This window comes from Sedimenticola hydrogenitrophicus (genome assembly GCF_025175675.1).
GTDB classification, from domain to species: Bacteria; Pseudomonadota; Gammaproteobacteria; order Chromatiales; family Chromatiaceae; genus Sedimenticola; species Sedimenticola hydrogenitrophicus.
Window position 1 is genome coordinate 104,783 of the sequence record NZ_JANIOA010000007.1, and the last position, 19,744, is coordinate 124,526.

Here is a 19,744-nt window from a genome sequence, read left to right on the forward strand (position 1 = left end):
CTGCACCGAAATCCATTCCCCATGGCCTATAATGGATAGCAATGGTGAACAAATCCGGGCCAGGCACAAACAAACTTGACGAAATTACTGAGTTATCCTATCGTCTGCGCCCAACGCGTCTCACAAAGATGCTGAAAAGTACCAGGAAAACGTTGATTTTGAGGCCCCAAAAGGGTTTTCGATCAGCCTGAACCGAGGGTTCAGGCACCAACCAGATGCGGCGACCCCGCATTGGAGGAAAGGAAAATGAACTATTCAATCTCCCGGTGGAGCAATCCGCCCGCGTACCGCCATACCACTCCCGAATCCGCGCAGGCCCTTGGCCGATCGGCGCCCATCAGCTAGCCGCCAAACACTGACCGATTTCACGCGTCGCGCGGACTGCTCCGCAGCGGTTGGCCCGTTGCATTGGCAGCGCGCCGGCGACTGACTCTATTCCGGGCCATGGGCCCGAATCAGGCCCTGGGAGATCCTCACATGGTGCTGGCTGATATCAAGCTCGATGACAAGTACACCCTAGACGCCGGTCGCGTCTATCTTACCGGCGTGCAGGCGCTGACCCGCCTGCCGATGCTGCAGCAGCAGCGCGACCAGTTGGCAGGTCTGCATACCGCCGGCTTCGTTTCAGGCTATCGCGGATCCCCGCTGGGCGGTCTCGACAAAGAGCTCTGGAAGGCAAAAAAGCACCTGGAGCGGCACCGCATCACCTTTCAGCCGGGACTCAATGAAGACCTGGCCGCCACCGCCGTATGGGGCACCCAGCAGGTCAACCTGTTCCAGGGTGCCCGCTATGACGGGGTGTTCAGCCTGTGGTACGGCAAGGGGCCGGGGATTGACCGATCGGGTGATGTGTTCAAGCACGCCAACGCCGCCGGTACCTCGCCCCACGGCGGTGTGCTGGTGATCGCCGGCGACGATCACAACAGCAAATCCTCCACCCTGCCGCACCAGACCGAGTACGCCTTCATGGACGCCATGATCCCGGTGCTCAATCCGGCCGGGGTGCAGGAGATCCTCGACTACGGGCAGATCGGCTGGGCACTGTCGCGCTACTCCGGCTGCTGGGTGGCGCTCAAGACCATCGCCGAGACCGTCGACACCTCCGCCTCGGTGTCGATCGACCCTGAGCGGGTACGCATCACCATCCCGGATGACTATGTGCTGCCGGAGGGAGGACTCAACATCCGCTGGCCCCACCGGCCGCTGGACCAGGAGGCGCTGCAGCACCACCATCGGCTCTACGCCGCCCTCGCCTTCGCCCGGGTCAACCAGCTGAACCGCGTCGTCATCGACACTCCGCAACCGCGCCTGGGCATCGCCACCACCGGTAAATCCTACCTGGACGTGATGCAGGCGCTGGAGGATCTCGGCATCAGCCGCGAGATGGCCTCGCGCATCGGTATCCGCCTCTACAAGATCGGCATGAGCTGGCCCCTGGAACGCGAGGGGGTGCGCCAGTTTGCCGAGGGGCTGGACGAGATCCTGGTGGTGGAAGAGAAGCGCGGCCTGATCGAGAACCAGCTCAAGGAGCAGCTTTACAACTGGAAGGAGGCGGTGCGCCCCCGGGTGCTGGGCAAGTTCGACGAGGCCAACCAGTGGCTGCTGCCCTCGGCGGGCGAACTGACCCCGGCACGCATCGCCCGGGTCATCGCCGCGCGCATCGAGCGCTTCCACCAGAGCGAAGTGATCGAGAAACGGCTGCGCTTCCTGCAGCAGAAGGAGACCGCGCTGGCGCTGCCCCGGGTGACCCTGGAGCGGGTGCCCCACTTCTGTTCCGGCTGTCCCCACAACAGCTCCACCCGGCTGCCCGAAGGGAGTCGCGCCACCGGCGGCATCGGCTGTCACTACATGGCCACCTGGATGGATCGCGGCACCGACACCTTCACCCAGATGGGCGGCGAAGGGGTCCCCTGGATCGGCCAGGCCCCCTTTACCGAGACCCCGCACATCTTCGCCAACCTGGGTGAAGGGACCTACTTCCACTCCGGTGTACTGGCGATCCGCGCCGCCTTGGCCGCCGGGGTCAACATCACCTACAAGATCCTCTACAACGACGCCGTGGCCATGACCGGCGGCCAGCCGGTGGACGGGCCCTTCAGCGTGCAGCAGCTGAGCGAACAGCTGGCGGCCGAGGGGGTCAAACGCATCGCCCTGGTGAGCGACGACCCGAACAAGTTCCAGGACCGCGCCGAATTCGCCCCACACACCAGCTTCGACCACCGGGACGACCTGGACCGGGTGCAGCGCGAGTTGCGCGAGGCCCCGGGGACGTCGGTGCTGATCTACGAGCAGACCTGCGCTGCCGAGAAACGGCGCCGGCGCAAGCGCGGCCTGATGGAGGATCCCAAGGTACGGCCTTTCATCAACCGTGCGGTGTGCGAAAACTGCGGCGACTGCAGCACCCAGTTCAACTGTCTCTCGATAATCCCGGTGGAGACCCCGTTCGGCCGCAAACGGGCCATCGACCAGTCCGCCTGCAACAAGGACATGCGCTGCGTGGAGGGCTACTGCCCCAGCTTCGTCACCGTGCACGGCGGCCGTCTGAAGCGCGCCGCCAGCCGTCCGGATGGACTGGAGTGGCCGGAGCTGCCCCTGCCCGTGCTGCCCGCGCTGGAACACCCTCGCAACATCCTGCTGACCGGTATCGGCGGCACCGGCGTGGTGACCATCGGCGCGCTGCTGGGCATGGCGGCGCATATCGACGGCCGCGGCGTGACCGTGCTGGACATGACCGGCCTGGCACAGAAGTACGGCGCGGTGGTCAGTCACATCCGTATCGCCCGGCAACCGGAGGATATCCACGCCATGCGCATCGCCGCCGGTCAGGCCGACACCCTGCTGGCCTGTGACCTGGCGGTGGCCACCGGTTTCGAGGCGCTGGCCAAGCTGAACCCGGAACGCACCGACGCGGTGGTCAACAGCCACCAGAGCATGACCTCGGGCTTCATCAAGCAAAAGGATCTCACCTTCCCGGCCCAGGCCCTGGAGTCGCAACTGCGGAACACCACTCGCACGGCACAGTTCCTCGACGCCAGCCGGCTGGCGGAATCCCTGCTGGGGGACGCCATCGGCGCCAACCTGTTCATGGTGGGCTTTGCCTGGCAGAAAGGCTATCTGCCGCTCTCTCTGGAGGCGCTGCAGAAGGCGATCGAACTGAACGATGTCTCCATCGAGAACAACCTGCGCGCCCTGCTCTGGGGACGCCGTGCCGCCGTGGATCTGGCGGCAGTCCAGCGACTGGCCGCGCCCGACCGGACCCCGGAGGCGACACCCAAGACACTGGACCAGCTGATCGCCCATCGTAGCGCTCACCTGCGTGCCTATCAGGATGACGCCTACGCCTCGCGCTATCTGCGGCTGGTGACGCTCACCCGGGAGCGCGAGCAGGCCCTGGGTCTGCGGGGACTGGGCGAAGCGGTGGCGGACCACTATGCACGCCTGCTGGCCTACAAGGATGAGTACGAGGTGGCCCGGCTCTACAGCGACCCGGCCTTCCGCGAGCAGATCGCCAGCCAGTTCGAGGGCGACTTCCACCTGGAGTTCCACTTCGATCCGCCGTTCCTGTCCAAGGCCGATGCCGAAACCGGCCGTCGCCGCAAGCGTCGCTTCGGCCCCTGGATGCTGCGCATGCTGGGGCTGCTCAGCCGCTGCAAGGGGCTGCGCGGCAGCCGCCTGGACCCGTTCAGAAACAACCCCGACCGTCGCCTGGAACGGACCCTGATCAGCGATTACGAAACGACCCTGGAGACCATCCTGGCCCACCTGAACAGCGACAACATCGAGACCGCCATCGCCCTGGCGCGGCTGCCCGGCGAGATCCGCGGCTTCGGCCAGATCAAGCAGGCGGCGGCCGAACAGGCGGCCCCCAGACAACGGGAACTGCTGGCGCAGCTCCTGCAACCGTCGGTCGACGAGACCCGCGCGGCATGACTTCAACCGTGACCAAAGCAGGATAAAAACCATGAAACTGTTTACCCATCATGAATTCGACCATCACGAACAGGTGGTCTTCTGCCATGACAAGGCGTCCGGGCTGAAGGCCATCATCGCCATTCACAACACCCACCGCGGACCGGCCCTGGGCGGCTGCCGCATGTATCCCTATGCCAGTGACGCGGAGGCACTGACCGATGTGCTGCGGCTCTCCCGGGGCATGACCTACAAATCCGCCATCGCCAACCTGCCCCTGGGCGGCGGCAAGTCGGTGATCATCGGCGACCCGCGCCATGACAAGACCCCGGCCCTGATCCGCGCCATGGGCCAGGCGGTGGAGCGCCTCGGCGGGCGCTATATCGTGGCAGAGGATTCCGGCACCGGCGTCGCCAACATGCAGCTGATCGGCGAGGTCACCCCGCACGTCTCGGGTATCGCGGAAAAATTCGATGCCGAGGGCAACCCGCGCAGCGGCGACCCCTCCCCGATGACCGCGCGCGGCACCTTCGTCGGGATTCGCGCGGCGGTGCGTCACCGCCTGGGCCGGGAGGGCCTGGAGGGCGTGCGGGTGGCCATCCAGGGCGTGGGCAATGTGGGGCACCACCTGGCCCAACAACTGCACGACGCCGGCGCCCGGCTCTGGGTCTGCGACATCAACCGCGCGGCGGTGCAACGCCTGGTCGACGAGTTGGGGGCCAGCGCCGTGGCCAACGAGGCGATCTACGATCAGGAGGTGGATGTGTTCGCGCCCTGCGCCCTGGGTGCCATTCTCAATGACCAGACCATTCCGCGCCTGCGGGCGTGCATCGTGGCCGGTTCCGCCAACAACCAACTGGCGGAAAAACAGCACGGCCTGGCGTTGATGAAACGGGGCATCCTCTACGCCCCTGACTATGTGATCAACGCCGGCGGTGTGATCGATGTCTGTTACGAGCGCAGCGCCGGGGATCAGGAACTGATCGTGCAGAAAGTGGATGCGATCGGCGACACCCTGGAGGAGATCTTCGACCGTGCCGAGCGCCAGCGCCAACCCACCGATGCGGTGGCGGACCGACTGGCCGAGGAGCGCTTTGCCTGAGTCGGTGTGACAGACGACGCCATCTGACTCCAAGTTGGCATACGCGGACCGTTCCGAACCCGCCCCCGCAGGAAGCGCCGTGCGCCGCCTTGATGCGGTTCGTTCCACTCACCGCATCCTACGCGTTCCGGCCCGGGATCTGACTCCGCGTATCATGATTTCCTCGGACGTAGGGTGCCGGTGAGCTTGCGAACCGCACCAGTCATAAGCGGGGGCGAAGCACCTGTCTACGAGTCCTGAATTCGGGCGGGCCCGATGGCCCGGGTATCCACCATCGGATATACTCCGGTTAATCGCCATCGCCTTGGGACAACCCTCTTGGATCGACCGTACACAGCACCCGACTCGATCGCCCGGAGCCTCTTTTCACCCGGAGAGCCGCCGGCCTGGGAGGAGCTGAACAGCGACAGCCCCTCGCCCCTGCTGCTGGTGTGTGACCATGCCAGCAACCGGGTGCCGCTCAAGCTGGGCCATCTCGGTCTCGACCTGAATGTGTTCGGCTTGCATGTGGCCTATGACATCGGCTGTGAAAAACTGACCCGCCTGCTCTCCCAGCAGTTCAACGCCACGGCGCTGCTGGCCCACTATTCCCGCCTGGTGATCGATCTCAACCGCCATCCGGGCGACGGCTCATCGATCCCGGAGGTGAGCGACTCCATCGAGATTCCGGGAAACCACGCCCTGACGCCCGAACAGATCCGACAGCGTGAAGCGGCCCTGTTCTGGCCCTACCATAACCGGATCGAGCAGATCCTGGGCAGAATCTGCAGCCGCGGTCAGACCCCGATACTCTGCTCCATTCACAGTTTCACCCCGGTATTCAGGGGCTTTCAGCGCCCCTGGCATATTGGCGTACTGTGGGACCGGGATCATCGGCTCTCCACCCCGCTACTGGAGAGCCTGAATACCACCCGGCAATATTGCGTCGGCGACAACGAGCCGTACCACGCGCGCAATCCGGTCGGCTACACCATGGATGTGCATGGTGAGAAAAACGGCTATCCCCACCTGCTGCTGGAGATCCGCCAGGATCTGATCGGCCACGACGACGGCGTGGCCGAGTGGGCCGGGATTATTCATACCCACCTGCGGCAGGTACTGGCCCGGGTGACGCTTCCCTGAACAGAATAGGCCTGAACAGGATAACCACAGACGGGTGACCCGAAACGATGATGAAGGAACCGACATTTACCATCGGTATCGAAGAGGAGTACATGCTGGTCGACAAGGATTCGCGGAATCTGATCAGCCATGCCCCCGAAACCATGCTGGCAGAGTGCGAGGCCCTGCTCCAGGGGCAGGTGTCACCGGAATTCCTGCAGTGCCAGATCGAGGTCGGTACGCGGATCTGCGACACCCTGGGCGAGGCGCGGGACGATCTCGCCTACCTGCGCCGCACTGTGGCCAGCGTAGCCGCGCGGCACAACCTGGCGGTGGTGGCGGTCTCCACCCACCCGTTCGGCAAGCCGAGCCAGCTGGAGCACACCCACAAGGCGCGCTATGACCAGTTGGCCGACGATCTGCAGGAGGTGGTGCGGCAGCTGGTGATCAGCGGCATGCACATCCATGTCGGCATCGAGGATGACGACCTGCGCACCGACCTGATGGCCCAGACCACCTACATCCTGCCGCATATCCTGGCGCTCACCACCTCTTCCCCGTTCTGGCGCGGCCGCAATACCGGGCTCAAGTCCTACCGCATCTCCCTGTGGGACGGCATGCCGCGTACCGGCCTGCCGGAGTACTTCGACAGCTACGGGGAGTATCAGCGCCATATCGACGTACTGGTCAAGGCGGGCGTGATCGAGGACGCCACCAAGATCTGGTGGGACATACGCCCCAGCACCCGCTACCCGACCCTGGAGATGCGTATCTCCGATGTCTGTACCCGGCTGGACGATGCCCTCTGCGTAGCCGCCTTCTACCGCTGCTGGCTGCGCATGCTCTACCGCTTGCGCCGCACCAACCAGCGCTGGCGCCGCTACACGCTGTTCCTGATCAACGAAAACCGCTGGCGCGCCCACCGTTACGGCATTGACGAGGGACTACTGGATTTCGGCCTGGGGGAGATCACCCGCTTTGAGGAGCTGGTCGAAGAGATCCTGGAACTGCTTCGGGAGGACGCCGAATTCTTCGGCTGTGAACAGGAGCTGGGGCACATGCGCACCATTATCCGGGAAGGCACCAGCGCGCACCGCCAGGTCAGGGTCTATGAACAGGCCCTGGCCGAGGGCATGGCCCACGAGGAGGCGCTGCGTGCCGTGGTGGATCTGCTGATCGAGGAGACGCTGATCGGCACCGAGCCGCGCAAGGTGCCGACCGGCCGCCGCCGCAAGGCTTAGGGCTCGCGCAAAAATAACTCCCCGTGTATCCGCGTGGGCACAAACAGCGTGCCCACCCTACGGAGCTACGGAGCTATAAAAACCGCTCCTGTAGGATGGGTGGAGGAGGAACGACGTAACCCATCAATTGGTCCAGCGGCACCCTCCGGCATGTCAGCCATCGCCCGCACTTATCCGAATATGGGTTACGGCGCGCCCAGGTTGCGGAGCATCTCCAACAACGGAAGTTATGCGCCTCCACCCATCCTACAGGTAGCCCATCTTAAACCGCCAGGTTTCGGATTCAAGCCACCTCAAACCGGTGACAGGCCACATTCTTGCGCGCATGTAGCGGGTCGAACACCTGGCCGTTCATCGCCACATAGATGCCGGGCGGCATCATCTGCGCCGTGGCGACGGCGTAGCCGATGTTGAACACGGCATCGCTGTAGCGCAGCCGCGCCGGCTGCATGGAGCCGACCAGGACGATGGTCTTGTCCTTGATACCCACCAGCGCCCGTGCCGTCTCCACCATGGTGTCGGTGCCGTGGGTCAACAGGATGCGCTCGTTGAGGTCGTTGCGGATACGTTCGGCGATCAACGCCCGGTCCGCATCCCCCATATCCAGGCTGTCCTTGCGCATCAGCGACTCGACCTCGAACTCGAAGGTGATATTGGCCTCGCGCAGCAGCTCCGAAATCTGTGGCTCCCCCACTTGAAACTCGCTCTTCTGATCGAAATAGATCTTGTCGATGGTGCCGCCGGTGGTATAAATCTTGAGTTTCATAAACAAGTACATCCTTTATGGGAGATAAAAATGAGCGAAGAATCGTTACCTGTGGCCAACCATGCCCGGTATTGAGCTGTCACCGGATATTCTAGCACTCCTGTTTTTTACCGGGCTGCTGGCCGGTATGGTGGACGCGATGGCCGGTGGTGGTGGACTGATCGCCCTGCCGGTACTGCTGTCGATCGGGCTACCGCCCACCCAGGCGCTGGCCACCAACAAACTGCAGGGCACCTTCGGCACCTTCTCTTCGAGCCTCTATTTCATCCATAACGACCTGATCCGGCTCGGTGAACTCAAGTTCATGATCGGCTGCACCTTCGTCGGAGCGGCCGCGGGCACCCTGATCGTACAGGGTGTGGACACCCAGTTGCTGGCCGGTATCATTCCATTGCTAATGATCGGCATCGCACTCTATTTCCTGCTCTCGCCCACCATCAGCGACGACCACCGCCGCCCCCGGATCTCCGCCCCGCTGTTCTCCCTGAGCATCGGTTTCGGCATCGGCTTTTATGACGGTTTCTTCGGGCCGGGGACCGGCTCGTTCTTCGCCATCGGTTTTGTCTGGCTGCTCGGTTTCGGCCTGACCAAGGCCACGGCGCACACCAAGGTGCTGAATCTGACCAGCAATATCGCCTCGCTCTGTTTTTTCGCTATCAGCGGCCAGGTGGTCTGGACCATCGGCCTGATCATGGGCGTGGGGCAGCTGCTCGGTGGCCGCGCAGGCGCCCACCTGGTGCATCGGCGCGGAGTGCGGCTGATCCGCCCCATGATCGTGCTGATCTGCGTGCTGATCAGCCTCAAGCTGCTAGTGGAGAGCCATCCCGCACTGCTTGACTGGCTGAAACCATTTAGCAATAGCCCGTAGGTTGGGGTGATCCTGCGAACCCCAACGGGGTTTCCTGGGTGTACGCGATGATGTTGGGGTTCGTTCCTCACCCCAACCTACGGATCAGTGCCAACAGGATAAACCACGTGCGTCCACGGCGGCGGAATCCGGGAGGCGGTTCGGCACAACCGACCCTGGTGCAGTTTTCGGGGTTTGATCCAATCGGGAGGAAACACTTGACATAACAGCCACAATCAATAGAATACCGGCCTTCGATCGATGCGGGAATAGCTCAGCTGGTAGAGCACAACCTTGCCAAGGTTGGGGTCGCGAGTTCGAATCTCGTTTCCCGCTCCAAACACGAAAAGGCCCGAAGCTGTTAAGCTTCGGGCTTTTTTTGCGTTATCGCCGAAAGGTGGGAAGAGGGGTCGGGGTCGGAGTCGGGCCGTCCATGTCTCCGGGGACAACCGGTAAAAATCCGCGGCTTGACTCCGACCTTTTTCAACTCCTAAAACACCTCCTGCCGGGGAGCCACCCACCCGACCTGTAGGAAGCCCGCCCCCGGGCCGATTGGCCGGGGCACCCGCGTTGGGTTGATTATCGCGGCGAGGCGCCGCTCCTGCGACGATAGGCGATTCGCATCGGGGGGAACGGCTCAGTTCAGCATGCTGCTCAGTTCGGACTCTGAATCATCTTCTTCGGTACGGTTCTCCAGGCGCGCGATCAGCTCCAGCCCCACCCGTTTGCAGATCAGATTTTCGCTAAGGTCCATATCCATCCAGCGACTCCGATTTGCCCTGTGGCTGAGGATATTGGCCACCTGGGTGATATCGACATAGTCAACCTTGTCACCCTTCGGCACTCGGTCCAGCTTGTCGTGACTGGCGGCGACATCCACCAGGCTGGGATCGAAGTTCCACTTGGAGAGCATGAATTTCCCTACCGGCATGTGCAGCTTGTCGATCACCTTGTCGAGATTCTCCTCCTTCTCCAGCAACACCGGATACTCGGCCGCCTTGATCAGCACCGGGATCGCCCCGACATCGTGGATCAGACCCGCCAGCATCGCCTCATCCCGGTTCAGGTGCGGAAAATGGGCCGCCAGCAGGGTCGCCTTGGCAGCCACATCCACGCTGTGTTTCCAGAGCTGTTCCATACGCGACTGGATCGGTTTGAAGGCGGTGGAGAAGACATCCCGCATGGCCAGACTGAGAATAGCGTTTTTGACCGCATCGAAACCGATCCGGGTGATGGCGGCCTTGACGGAGCTGACACTGTTTACGCCCCGGTAGAGGGGACTGTTGGCATAGCGGACCAGGCGCGCCGCCATCGAGGTGTCCTTGCCGATGATCCGGGCCACGTCGGCCATGGAACTGCAGGCGTCGTTCACCACCAGCAGGGCTTCCAGCGAGATCGCCGGCAGGGTCGGGAGGCGGATGCGGTTGCTTTCGATATCCCCCACCAGGGTATTGGCGAAGGCCTTCATATCGAACTTGGGACTGTCACTGGAACTCATGCGGCAACCAGAATGAGTGGAAATTGCAACCGGTGGATTATAACGGTAGATCGCGGCCAGATCGATGACACGGTTCCGCTTTCGGGAAAGTGCCCCGAATAAGGGTGCCGCGTATTTAGTTACTCGACCAGGATGGCGACACTGCGCGCGGTCCAGTTTTCGCCGCCGAAGGCGGGGCGGTCAAGATCGTTCCATAGGCTGGCGATCTGGGAAAACGAGATTGCGTTCTTCAGCAATTCAGCGGCATCCTTTCGCAAGGCGGCAATATAGGCGGTTCGGCCGATGGTCTGGGCCAGACCTTCGATGTTGATCTCGATATCGTGTTCGGTCACCAGAATATCGATCACGTCTTCCAGGCTGTGACCCTGTTGTTCCAGAAGCTCGATCGCAATCGCCTGGACATCCGGTCCACTGTCGTACACCTTCTTCTCATCGCCATAATCAAACTCGATGCGATCCTTGACCTTCTTCCAGGTCTCGACGCTTTCATGGGTCGATTCGGTCGCCAGATGGGCGAATCGAGTGTTCAGTTGTTCCAGTCTTTCGGCGCAGGCGTCAACGGATTCAAGCAGTTTACGGAGTTTTTCCACAAGCAATCTCCCCATGGTTCCCGGGTCTATCCTGGGGTAGCGGCCCCAAAACCGAAATCTTTAAGTCAGCCAACCACCCCCCCTTTGATTCTCGTGCCCTGCCGTCAGGAAAACCTACCGCCGGGCGACGGACAGGAGAAAATCCGTGCGGATACCCAACACCGGGGCTCAGTCCGTCCGTTCCCGTCAGCAGCATCCGGTGCCCTGCCCCGGCTCCGGGTTTGTCCCGGTGGCAAACGGCAGGCTGGCGCCGCAACCCTCGAAAATCCCGTAGTGGGTATCCCGGTTGCCGAAAAATTCGAAGTGGTCCGCGAAGCGGCTCTCCCGCAGCATGCGGTAGGTGTTGCCACAGACCGGAAACATCTTCCCTTTCTCCATCAGGTGATGCTTGTCCAGCTCGAAGCGGTTTTCATGGTTGGCGATACCGCCCTTATAGATCACCGCCTGACCATAATCCTCGCAATGACTCTCCAGTCCCGCCAGCTTGAACAGCCGGTAGGTAGCGGAGAAGAAGCGGATATGGCCGATCTTGCGGTGGATCTCGTCATTGCCGATGGCGATGGGGTGGTCCTCCACCAGGCGCGGATCGAGGAAGCCCGCCTTTTTCGCCAGGTTCAGGAAATCGTTCCAGTAGAGCGCGCCGCTGAGGCACTCGCCGTACAACACCGGATCCTGCAGCAGTGCCGCCGGTACCCGGCGATCCGCGTAGACGTCGGAGAAGTAGAGCTCGCCACCCGGTTTGAGCAGCCGCCAAGCCTCCCGCAACACCGCTTCCTTGTCGGGGGAGAGGTTGATCACGCAGTTGGAGACGATGATATCGAAACTCTCATCCTCCAGCCCCAGCGCATCCAGCTGTTCGATATAGCCCTTGCGGAACTCCACGTTCGAGCTGGCGTAACCGAAGCGCTGGCGGTGCCACTCGATATGCCGGTTGGCCACCGCCAACTGCTCATCGGTCATGTCCACCCCGAGCACATAGCCCTGCTTGCCCACCAGCTGCGCCAGCAGGTAGCAGTCGCGGCCCGAGCCACTGCCGAGGTCGAGAATGCGTGTTCCTTCCAGCAATTCCGGGCGCACCAGGCCGCAGCCGTAATAGCGCGATGCCACTTCGTCATGGATATTGGCCATGGCGGTTTTCATAAAATCCGGGGTGGCCGGTCCGCTGGTGCAGCAGGCGTTGGTCTGCAGGTCGTTGCTGTGCTGCAGGATCTTGCCGTAATACTCTTGAACCGATTCTTTCATGGTTTCCTCTTTACTATTCGCAAGGGGTCGGAGTCAGGCCATCCACTCCATCCGATTCGACCATCGGATGCTATCTGGCCTGACTCCGACCCCTTCGACATTGATCTCTAACTACTTCATCTTCTCCAGCCGATGCAGCAGGATATTGAGCATGCGCATAGTGGCGTTGATGGCGGCGAACACCTGATTGAAATGGATACCCCGGGTGGTATAGATTCTGCCCGCCATTTCCCAGGCGATGGTCGCCTCGGTCAGCGCATTGGTGCGGCCGCCGCGTGGAATGCGCACCTCGAAATCCACCAGCTTGGGCAGGGAGACATCATATTTCTTCAGTACCTTGGCGATGGCGTTCATGAAGGCGTCGAAGCCGCCATTGCCGATACCGGAGGTACGGATCTCCTCACCCTGGATCAGCAGCCGGATACTGGCGGTCGATTCCAGGTCGAGTCCCGAGGTTATGGAGCAGTTGACCAGTTCGATGTGGTGGTAGTCCTTGCTCTCCAGCACTTCGGCAATGATGAAGGGGAGATCATCCGAGGTGATGGACTTCTTCTCGTCGCCCAGCTCCACCACCCGCTTCAGCACCTTCTCCAGGTTTTCCGCGGAGAGGGAGATGTCCATCTTCTCCAGGTTTTTCTGCAGCGACGCCTTGCCGCTCATCTTGCCCAGGGCGTAGCTGCGGCGGCGGGAAAAACGTTCCGGCGTCAGCCGGGTCTGGTACAGCCCGCCCTTCTTGTCGCCGTCGGCATGGATACCGCTGGTCTGGGTGAACACATCGGCGCCGATGATCGGCGCATTGTCCGCCACCCGCTTGCCGGAGAAGCTCTCCACCATCTGGCTCAGCAGCACCAGGTGGGACTCGTTGATCCCCAGCTTCATGCCCATCTGGTCTTTCAGGTTGACCGCCACCTCCGCCAGCGAGGCGTTGCCCGCCCGCTCACCCAGGCAATTCAGGGTACAGTGGACAGAGGCGACGCCCGCCTTGACCGCCATTACCGCGTTGGCGGTACCCAGGCCATAGTCGTTGTGGGGATGGAAATCGAACTGGCACTCCGGGAAGCGCCGGATCATGTCGGTCAGATCGTTGTACACCTCGTCCGGCGTCAGTACGCCCAGCGTGTCAGGCAGCATGAAGTGCTCGATCCCCAGACCCTGCAGCCGGTTCATCAGTTCATACACATAGTCCGGGTTGTCGCGGTAGCCGTTGGACCAGTCCTCCAGATAGATATTGACCTTCATCCCCTGCTTGTGGGCGTAGTTGATGGTCTTCTTGATATCCCCCACGTGCTGGGTCAGGCTCTTCTTCAGCTGATTGACGCAGTGGTTCTCGCTGCCCTTGGCCAGCAGGTTGATCACCCGCCCGCCGGTGTCGCGGATCCAGTCCACGCTACGCTTGTAGTCGACAAAACCCAGCACCTCGACCCGGTCGGCCAGGCCGGCGGTTTCGGCCCAGCGAATGATCTCGGCCACCGCCGCCTTCTCCCCTTCGGAGATGCGCGCCGAGGCCACCTCGATGCGATCCACCTTGAGCAGTTCCAGCAGCGCCTTGGCGATGTTCAGCTTCTCCTCGGGCGAGAAGGAGACCCCCTGGGTCTGCTCCCCGTCGCGCAGGGTGGTATCGACGATCTTGATCTGTCTGGACTCTGTTGCCATGGTTCTCGTTTGTCTGTCTGTTATATTTTTGGAGCGTTGCCTGACTACCCCTATAACTCCGGCGGAATCAGGAAAAATATTAGCTGCGAATAAACGCAAATGAACGCGAATCATGCCCTATCAATTGGCAAATACTTCGTCCGCAGGCCTGGAGTATGCAGCATACTCCGTTGCATTATGCACGGATGCTTCTCTATTAGTATTCGCGTGTATTCGCGTTTATTCCATCCTCAGGTCCGTAAACGGTACATCCCTGTACCACTCCTTGCGGCTAAATAAAGCCTGTAAAAACCCGGCCTACACGGCCAGCCCGTAGGGTGGGTTAGCGGCGCACAGGCACCACACTTCAAGACCGCAACAACACCCGGGCGCCGCGTAACCCACCGACTTCCCGACCGCCAAACGGTGGGTTACGGCGCGCCCACGGAACAATGCAAACGACCACCCCCTGTGCAGAACGCGCCTAACCCACCCTACGGGCTATAGCAAATATTCGCGTTAATTTGCGTTCATTTGCGGCCAAGATAAAGCCCGTAAAAAACCGGTTTAACCGGCCAGGGTACTCTTCATGAACTCCCGGATCACTGCCCCGTCCGCCGCCAGCACGGCGCAACGGGCCTCCTTCTCCATCAGCCCCTGCAGCGAGACCGGTGGCTCCGCCTCCACCCCGATCGCCTCTTGCACGGCGGCGCCGAACTTGGCCGGATGGGCGGTGGCCAGGCAGATCGCCCCGGGGATGCCCTTGGCGGCGTGCACGCCGACGGCGGTGTGGGGATCGAGAATGTAACCGGTCTCGGCATAGGTCTCGCGGATCTGCTCGCGGGTCTCCTGCTCGCTCACGGCGGCGGCCTGGAACAGCGCGTGCACCTCGGCCAGCTTCTCCGCTGGCACCTCCAGCCTGCCCTCGCGCCCCATCTGCGCCATCAGCTCGCGCACCTTGGCCGGGTCCTGGTCCATCAGGTAGTAGAGATAGCGCTCGAAATTGGAGGAGATCTGGATATCCATGGAGGGGCTGATGGTGGGATACACCTCGCCGGTCTCATACACCCCGCTGTGGACGAAACGGCTGAGGATATCATTGCGGTTGGTGGCCAGGATCAGGCGCTCCACCGGCAGGCCCATGCGCAGCGCCACGTAACCGGCGAAGATATCACCGAAGTTGCCGGTCGGTACCGAGAAGGTCACCTTGTGCGCCGCATCGCCACCGCTGACCCGACCCCAGGCGTAGAAGTAGTAGACCACCTGAGCCAGGATGCGCGCCCAGTTGATCGAGTTGACCGCGCCCAGGCTGTACTCCTGCTTGAACGGCAGGTCGTTGAACAACTCCTTGACGATGCGCTGGCCGTCATCGAAGGTGCCGGTGATGGCGATGTTGTGCACGTTGGCATCCAGCACCGTGGTCATCTGGCGCTCCTGGATGGGCGACACCCGCCCCTGTGGATGCAGGATGAAGATATCGATCCGCTCCTGGCCCCGCACCCCGTAGATGGCGGCGGAACCGGTGTCACCGGAAGTGGCGCCGAGGATGTTCAAACGGCCGCCGCTACGCTCCAGCAACAGCTCGAACAAGTTGCCCAGGAACTGCAGGGCCACGTCCTTGAAGGCGGCGGTGGGACCGTGGAACAGTTCGAGTATGCGCAGCTCACCCAACTCCACCAGCGGGGTCACCTCGGGATGGGTGAAAGCGGCGTAGGAGTCCTCGACCAGCGCCTCCAGCTCCTCGCGAGAGAGGTCCTCGCCGACAAAGGGGTACATCACCTCCACCGCCAGCGCCTTGAACGGTAGCCCGGCCCAGCGTTGCAGGGTCGCGGCATCGACCTGGGGAAAGGCGTCCGGCAGCAGCAGGCCGCCGTCGGTGGCCAGACCCATCATCACGGCCTGGGAGAAGGTGACCGGCTCAATGCCGCCACGGGTACTCACATAACGCATCGTGGAACGTCCTCGAACTTGAAAATCGTAAAAGTAACTACCCACGAGGTGATTGGCCTGCCTTGCCGGCCTCACACGATGGCTTGACTCCTCGAATCCGGCTCCACTTACAGACCGGGTAAGTAGTTACTCGTAAAAAAAGTAACAGCGCCACAGTATACCAGCCTTGCGCAAAGTTTCGGATTCCATCAGAACTTTAAAAGCGGCTTACTGCGAATCTTCACAGGGCATGTTGCTAAAGCAATAGCATTAACATAAGATGCTGTTTGTTAGGTATTTTTATGCGAGTATATTTGCAAATAAGCATATTCGGAGAGTCCCCCTCGAATGACCAAACTGACCAACCTGGGTAGCCGGATCAGAAAACTGCGCGACCACAAGGGGCTGACCCAGGCCGGCCTGGCGGAAAAGATGGCCATCTCCGCCAGTTACCTGAACCAGATCGAGAACGACGCCCGGCCGCTCAACAGGCGCATCCTGACCAAGCTCGAACTGGCCCTGAATATCGACTTCACCGACTGGACCGAGGACGAGGACCGGCGCGCCAACCAACTGCGCGAGTCCCTCAATGATCCGCTGTTCCGCGGCACCGACATTCCGACCCACGAACTGCGCGAGGTGGTCTCCACCTCGCCCCGGCTGGCCGACCGCTTCCTGCAGCTGTTCCGCGCCTACCAGCGGCTGCAGGTGGACCACCAGACCCTGGCCGAGTCGATTGCCGGGGAAGAGCGCATCAAGGCACTGCACGGCGCCCAGTTCCCCTATGAAGAGGTGCGCGACTTTTTCTACCGTCGCAACAACCATATCGAATCCCTGGACCACGCGGCGGAAAAACTGTTTGAACAGCAAGGCTTCCACATCGACGAGCTGGAGCAGGGGCTGGCGGCCTATCTGCAACAGCAGCACGGCATCCGCGTCCGCCTGAACAGCTTCGAGGAGAAGCGCTCACTGCAGAAACAGTTCGATGCGCAAGACCGCATCCTCTACCTCACCAAGCCCTCCTCGCCGGCCCGCCGCGCCTTCCACATGGCGCACCAGATCGCCCTGCTGGCGTTCCATGAGCTGATCGACCGGGAGCTGGAGGATGCCGAACTGGTGAGCAGCCAGGCCCAGGCAATCTGCCGGGTGGGACTGGCCAACTACTTCGCCGGTGCCCTGCTGATGCCCTACAGCCAGTTCCTCAACAACGCCAAGCGGCTGCGTTACGACATCGGCTGCCTGAGCGGCCTCTACGGCAACAGTTTCGAACAGGTGTGCCACCGCCTCAGCACCATGCAGCGCCCCGGCGACAAGGGGGTGCCCTTCTACTTCGTGCGCGTGGACATGGCCGGCAATATCTCCAAGCGCCAGAGCGCCACCAGCTTCCACTTCGCCCGCCTGGGCGGCGTCTGCCCGCTGTGGAACGTGCACGAGGCGTTCTCCTCCCCCGGCACCATCCTGCGCCAACTGGCGCGCATGCCGGACGGCAAGACCTACCTCTGCCTGGCGCGCACGGTGCACGAGAGCGGTACCAGTTATCTGCAGCCGCAGCGCAAGTTCGCCATCGGCCTCGGCTGCGAGATCAAGCACGCCCACAAACTGATCTACTCCACCGGGCTCGACCTGGAGGACCAGGCGGCGGTGGAGCCGATCGGCGTCAGCTGCCGGGTGTGCGAACGGCGCGACTGTCCGCAGCGCGCCTTCCCGCCCCTCTCCCGGCGCATCAGCATCGACGAGAATTCGCGCAGCTCCTTCCCCTACTCGTTCGAGGGATCGGATTCAAACGACGGCTGATCGCTCCCATAGGGGGATCAGAATCGGAGAGTGCGTTTCGGTGGGTTACGCGGCGCCCAAGCGTTATCACGGCCTGGAAGTGTCGTGCCTGTGCGCCGCTAACCCACCCTACGGGAGCGGGAGTGTGGAAGCAATTGTAGGGTGGGTTAGGCGCGCCATGCGCAGTGGATGCCGGTAGCATCGCACCGTGCGCGCGCCGTAACCCGCCGCTGGGTGGTTGCGGTATCGGTGGCTGCGTCTCGGTGGGTTAGGCGGCCCGACTCCGCCCTGGCCGCACCGACCGGAACATCCCGTCAGGCACCGGGCATCATCATCCCCTCACCCTTGTACATAAACTCCATGTGCTGCGCAGCCTGCGCAAGCCCCCCTTCGCCCCAGGTAACCTGACCGTCACCATCGGCATCAAAACCTTCCATGATCCGCAGGCTCAGGGACTCTATCCGTTCGACCAACGGGGCCGCATCCGCGGCGTTGCCGGTTGCCTGGACCTGTTTGCCGAGATCAATAATCTGCTGACCCAGGGCGGCAGCATTTCCCGCCGAGGTGGACACATGCTCGGCATGGGTCTTGACGTTGGCACTGGCGTCTTCACTGGCAGCCGCCAGGTTGGCATGCTTGGCCACGCCATTGGCCGCCTTGACCAGGCCGTAACCGAGTCCCGGCCCCTGGGCCACCGATTCCGGCTCCATGGCGTGCATCACATGTTGTACATGCATTTTCATCCACGCCAGATCGGTCGGTTTTTGCGCGGCGAACCCGGCATGCTGGCGGGCGATCTTCGCCTCCTCCATGGCGGTGGGCAGCAACCCGGCCTTGTTCGGGGTATCACCCCAGGAGTTCATGATATGACCCATATGGGCATGGGAGGTATTGGCGTCCGGCTGCATATTGGCGGTGGAATAGCAGCCGCTGAGAAGCAGCACGGACAAGAGCGGAACAATCAGTTTCATGGTGACACTCCTTGTATGAATCTTTCGAATACTCAACCGGGTTAACATCCTGACCCGGACCATTATTCCATTATGGACGCAATAGCGGCGGTCCGTGGTGCCGGCCCAGATCAGTTTCCTGGACACCGTGAATTAATCCCTTAGGGCCAGCGCAAGAATAATTCCGTAGTACCGAGGGCGTTCCTGGGTCACGCTGGCAAGGCACGCTTTGCAGGCAATGGCTGTTCCCTTGGCAAAAAGCGTAACGCCGCCAGCGGGGTCCAGGGGCGACCGAATACAGGAACTTATTCTTGCGCTGGTCCTTAGCGGATGTATGCTTGAGCGAAGCAGCCCAGAGATGACCATGACCACCGATCGCAAAACCCATTGGGAACATATCTACCAGACCCGTCCATCGGATGAAATGGGCTGGTTTCAGCCCACCCCGGCCCTGTCACTGGACCTGATCCGGCAATGCCACCTCGCCCCGAAGGACTCCATTATCGATGTGGGCGGCGGCGCCTCGACACTGGTCGATCACCTGCTCAAGGCCGGCTATCAATCGGTGACCGTCCTGGATATCGCCCCGGCCGCCTTGCAGATGGCGCGGGCACGTCTTGGCGAGTCGGCTGAGAAGGTCCACTGGCTGGAGGCGGACGCCACCGACTTTGCGCTTGGGCACCAGGTGCACCTGTGGCATGACCGGGCGGCGTTCCACTTCCTCACCCAGGCGGATGACCGGCACGCCTACAGCGCCAACCTGCGGAAGACCCTGCTGCCGGGTGGCCACCTGATCGTCGCCGCCTTCGCCCCGGGCGGGCCGAAGCAATGCAGCAATCTGGATATTGTTCAGTACGACGGCCGGAAGATTTCAGTGGAACTGGGGCATGCCTTTGAACTGCAACAGACCCGGCAGGAGATCCACACCACCCCGGCGGGCGTAGCGCAACAGTTCAACTATTTCCTGTTCCGCCACACCCCGGCGCTGTGACCTCCTTCCTCACTTCACCGCACCCGTAGGGGCAACCCCCCGTGGTTGCCCTTTCACGCACCTACACCGAAACAGGGCAGACGTAGGATGGGTGGAGCGCTTCCATGAACTCTCCGCCGGCTCACTCTCCGGCGCGCAACCCATCGCGCAGCTGCATCCGCATCCGCATCCGA

At 62.1% G+C, this 19,744-nt stretch carries 14 protein-coding genes and 1 tRNA gene; 8 read left to right on the plus strand and 7 right to left on the minus strand.

Going from position 1 to position 19,744, the window contains the following annotated elements; all coding sequences use genetic code 11:
* Nucleotides 1–477 precede the first annotated feature (477 nt).
* The 4 genes from NPX02_RS06020 to NPX02_RS06035 all read left to right on the plus strand — a co-directional run bounded on the left by NPX02_RS06020 (nt 478) and on the right by NPX02_RS06035 (nt 7,353).
* A complete protein-coding gene (locus NPX02_RS06020) occupies nt 478–3,930 on the plus strand; it encodes an indolepyruvate ferredoxin oxidoreductase family protein (RefSeq protein ID WP_260292543.1) in 3,453 nt (1,150 codons plus the stop codon).
* A gap of 31 nt (nt 3,931–3,961) precedes the next feature.
* The gene (locus tag NPX02_RS06025; RefSeq protein WP_260292545.1) at nt 3,962–5,011 is read left to right on the plus strand and encodes a Glu/Leu/Phe/Val dehydrogenase dimerization domain-containing protein; all 1,050 of its coding nucleotides are present in this window, start codon (nt 3,962–3,964) and stop codon (nt 5,009–5,011) included.
* Between the two features lie 318 nt (nt 5,012–5,329).
* Nucleotides 5,330–6,133, plus strand: a complete 804-nt coding sequence (locus NPX02_RS06030; protein ID WP_260292546.1) for an N-formylglutamate amidohydrolase — start codon at nt 5,330–5,332, stop codon at nt 6,131–6,133.
* Between the two features lie 50 nt (nt 6,134–6,183).
* Nucleotides 6,184–7,353 (plus strand): carboxylate-amine ligase, encoded by a 1,170-nt coding sequence (locus tag NPX02_RS06035; RefSeq protein ID WP_260292547.1) that lies wholly within the window; start codon nt 6,184–6,186, stop codon nt 7,351–7,353.
* 283 nt (nt 7,354–7,636) lie between these two features.
* On the opposite strand, the gene NPX02_RS06040 is transcribed toward NPX02_RS06035, so the two are convergent.
* Nucleotides 7,637–8,119 carry an asparaginase domain-containing protein gene (locus NPX02_RS06040; RefSeq protein ID WP_260292548.1) on the minus strand — a complete coding sequence of 161 codons (483 nt, stop codon included), beginning with the start codon at nt 8,117–8,119 and terminating at the stop codon, nt 7,637–7,639.
* Nucleotides 8,120–8,180: 61 nt separating this feature from the next.
* Here NPX02_RS06040 and NPX02_RS06045 point away from each other — a divergent pair, with 61 nt between their 5' ends.
* Both NPX02_RS06045 and NPX02_RS06050 read left to right on the plus strand, forming a co-directional pair.
* Nucleotides 8,181–8,987, plus strand: coding sequence for a TSUP family transporter (locus NPX02_RS06045; RefSeq protein ID WP_305792765.1), 807 nt, complete (start codon nt 8,181–8,183; stop codon nt 8,985–8,987).
* 242 nt (nt 8,988–9,229) lie between these two features.
* Nucleotides 9,230–9,305, plus strand: a tRNA-Gly gene (locus NPX02_RS06050).
* A 298-nt stretch (nt 9,306–9,603) separates the two neighbouring features.
* On the opposite strand, the gene NPX02_RS06055 is transcribed toward NPX02_RS06050, so the two are convergent.
* From NPX02_RS06055 to thrC, 5 genes are all read right to left on the minus strand, one after another.
* Nucleotides 9,604–10,464, minus strand: coding sequence for an HDOD domain-containing protein (locus NPX02_RS06055; protein WP_260292549.1), 861 nt, complete (start codon nt 10,462–10,464; stop codon nt 9,604–9,606).
* 119 nt (nt 10,465–10,583) lie between these two features.
* On the minus strand, nt 10,584–11,054 hold the full coding sequence (locus NPX02_RS06060; RefSeq protein WP_260292550.1) for a hypothetical protein: 471 nt from the start codon (nt 11,052–11,054) through the stop codon (nt 10,584–10,586).
* A 186-nt stretch (nt 11,055–11,240) separates the two neighbouring features.
* A complete protein-coding gene (locus tag NPX02_RS06065; protein WP_260292551.1) occupies nt 11,241–12,296 on the minus strand; it encodes a methyltransferase domain-containing protein in 1,056 nt (351 codons plus the stop codon).
* Nucleotides 12,297–12,407: 111 nt separating this feature from the next.
* On the minus strand, nt 12,408–13,949 hold the full coding sequence (locus tag NPX02_RS06070; RefSeq protein WP_260292552.1) for an alpha-isopropylmalate synthase regulatory domain-containing protein: 1,542 nt from the start codon (nt 13,947–13,949) through the stop codon (nt 12,408–12,410).
* A gap of 546 nt (nt 13,950–14,495) precedes the next feature.
* Nucleotides 14,496–15,878, minus strand: coding sequence for a threonine synthase (gene thrC, locus NPX02_RS06075; RefSeq protein WP_260292553.1), 1,383 nt, complete (start codon nt 15,876–15,878; stop codon nt 14,496–14,498).
* Between the two features lie 327 nt (nt 15,879–16,205).
* Between thrC and NPX02_RS06080 the strand changes: the two genes are divergently transcribed.
* A complete protein-coding gene (locus tag NPX02_RS06080) occupies nt 16,206–17,651 on the plus strand; it encodes a helix-turn-helix domain-containing protein (RefSeq protein ID WP_260292554.1) in 1,446 nt (481 codons plus the stop codon).
* 293 nt (nt 17,652–17,944) lie between these two features.
* On the opposite strand, the gene NPX02_RS06085 is transcribed toward NPX02_RS06080, so the two are convergent.
* Nucleotides 17,945–18,601 (minus strand): hypothetical protein, encoded by a 657-nt coding sequence (locus NPX02_RS06085; RefSeq protein ID WP_260292555.1) that lies wholly within the window; start codon nt 18,599–18,601, stop codon nt 17,945–17,947.
* A gap of 337 nt (nt 18,602–18,938) precedes the next feature.
* Between NPX02_RS06085 and NPX02_RS06090 the strand changes: the two genes are divergently transcribed.
* Nucleotides 18,939–19,571, plus strand: coding sequence for a class I SAM-dependent methyltransferase (locus NPX02_RS06090; RefSeq protein ID WP_260292557.1), 633 nt, complete (start codon nt 18,939–18,941; stop codon nt 19,569–19,571).
* The last annotated feature ends 173 nt before the right edge of the window (nt 19,572–19,744 follow it).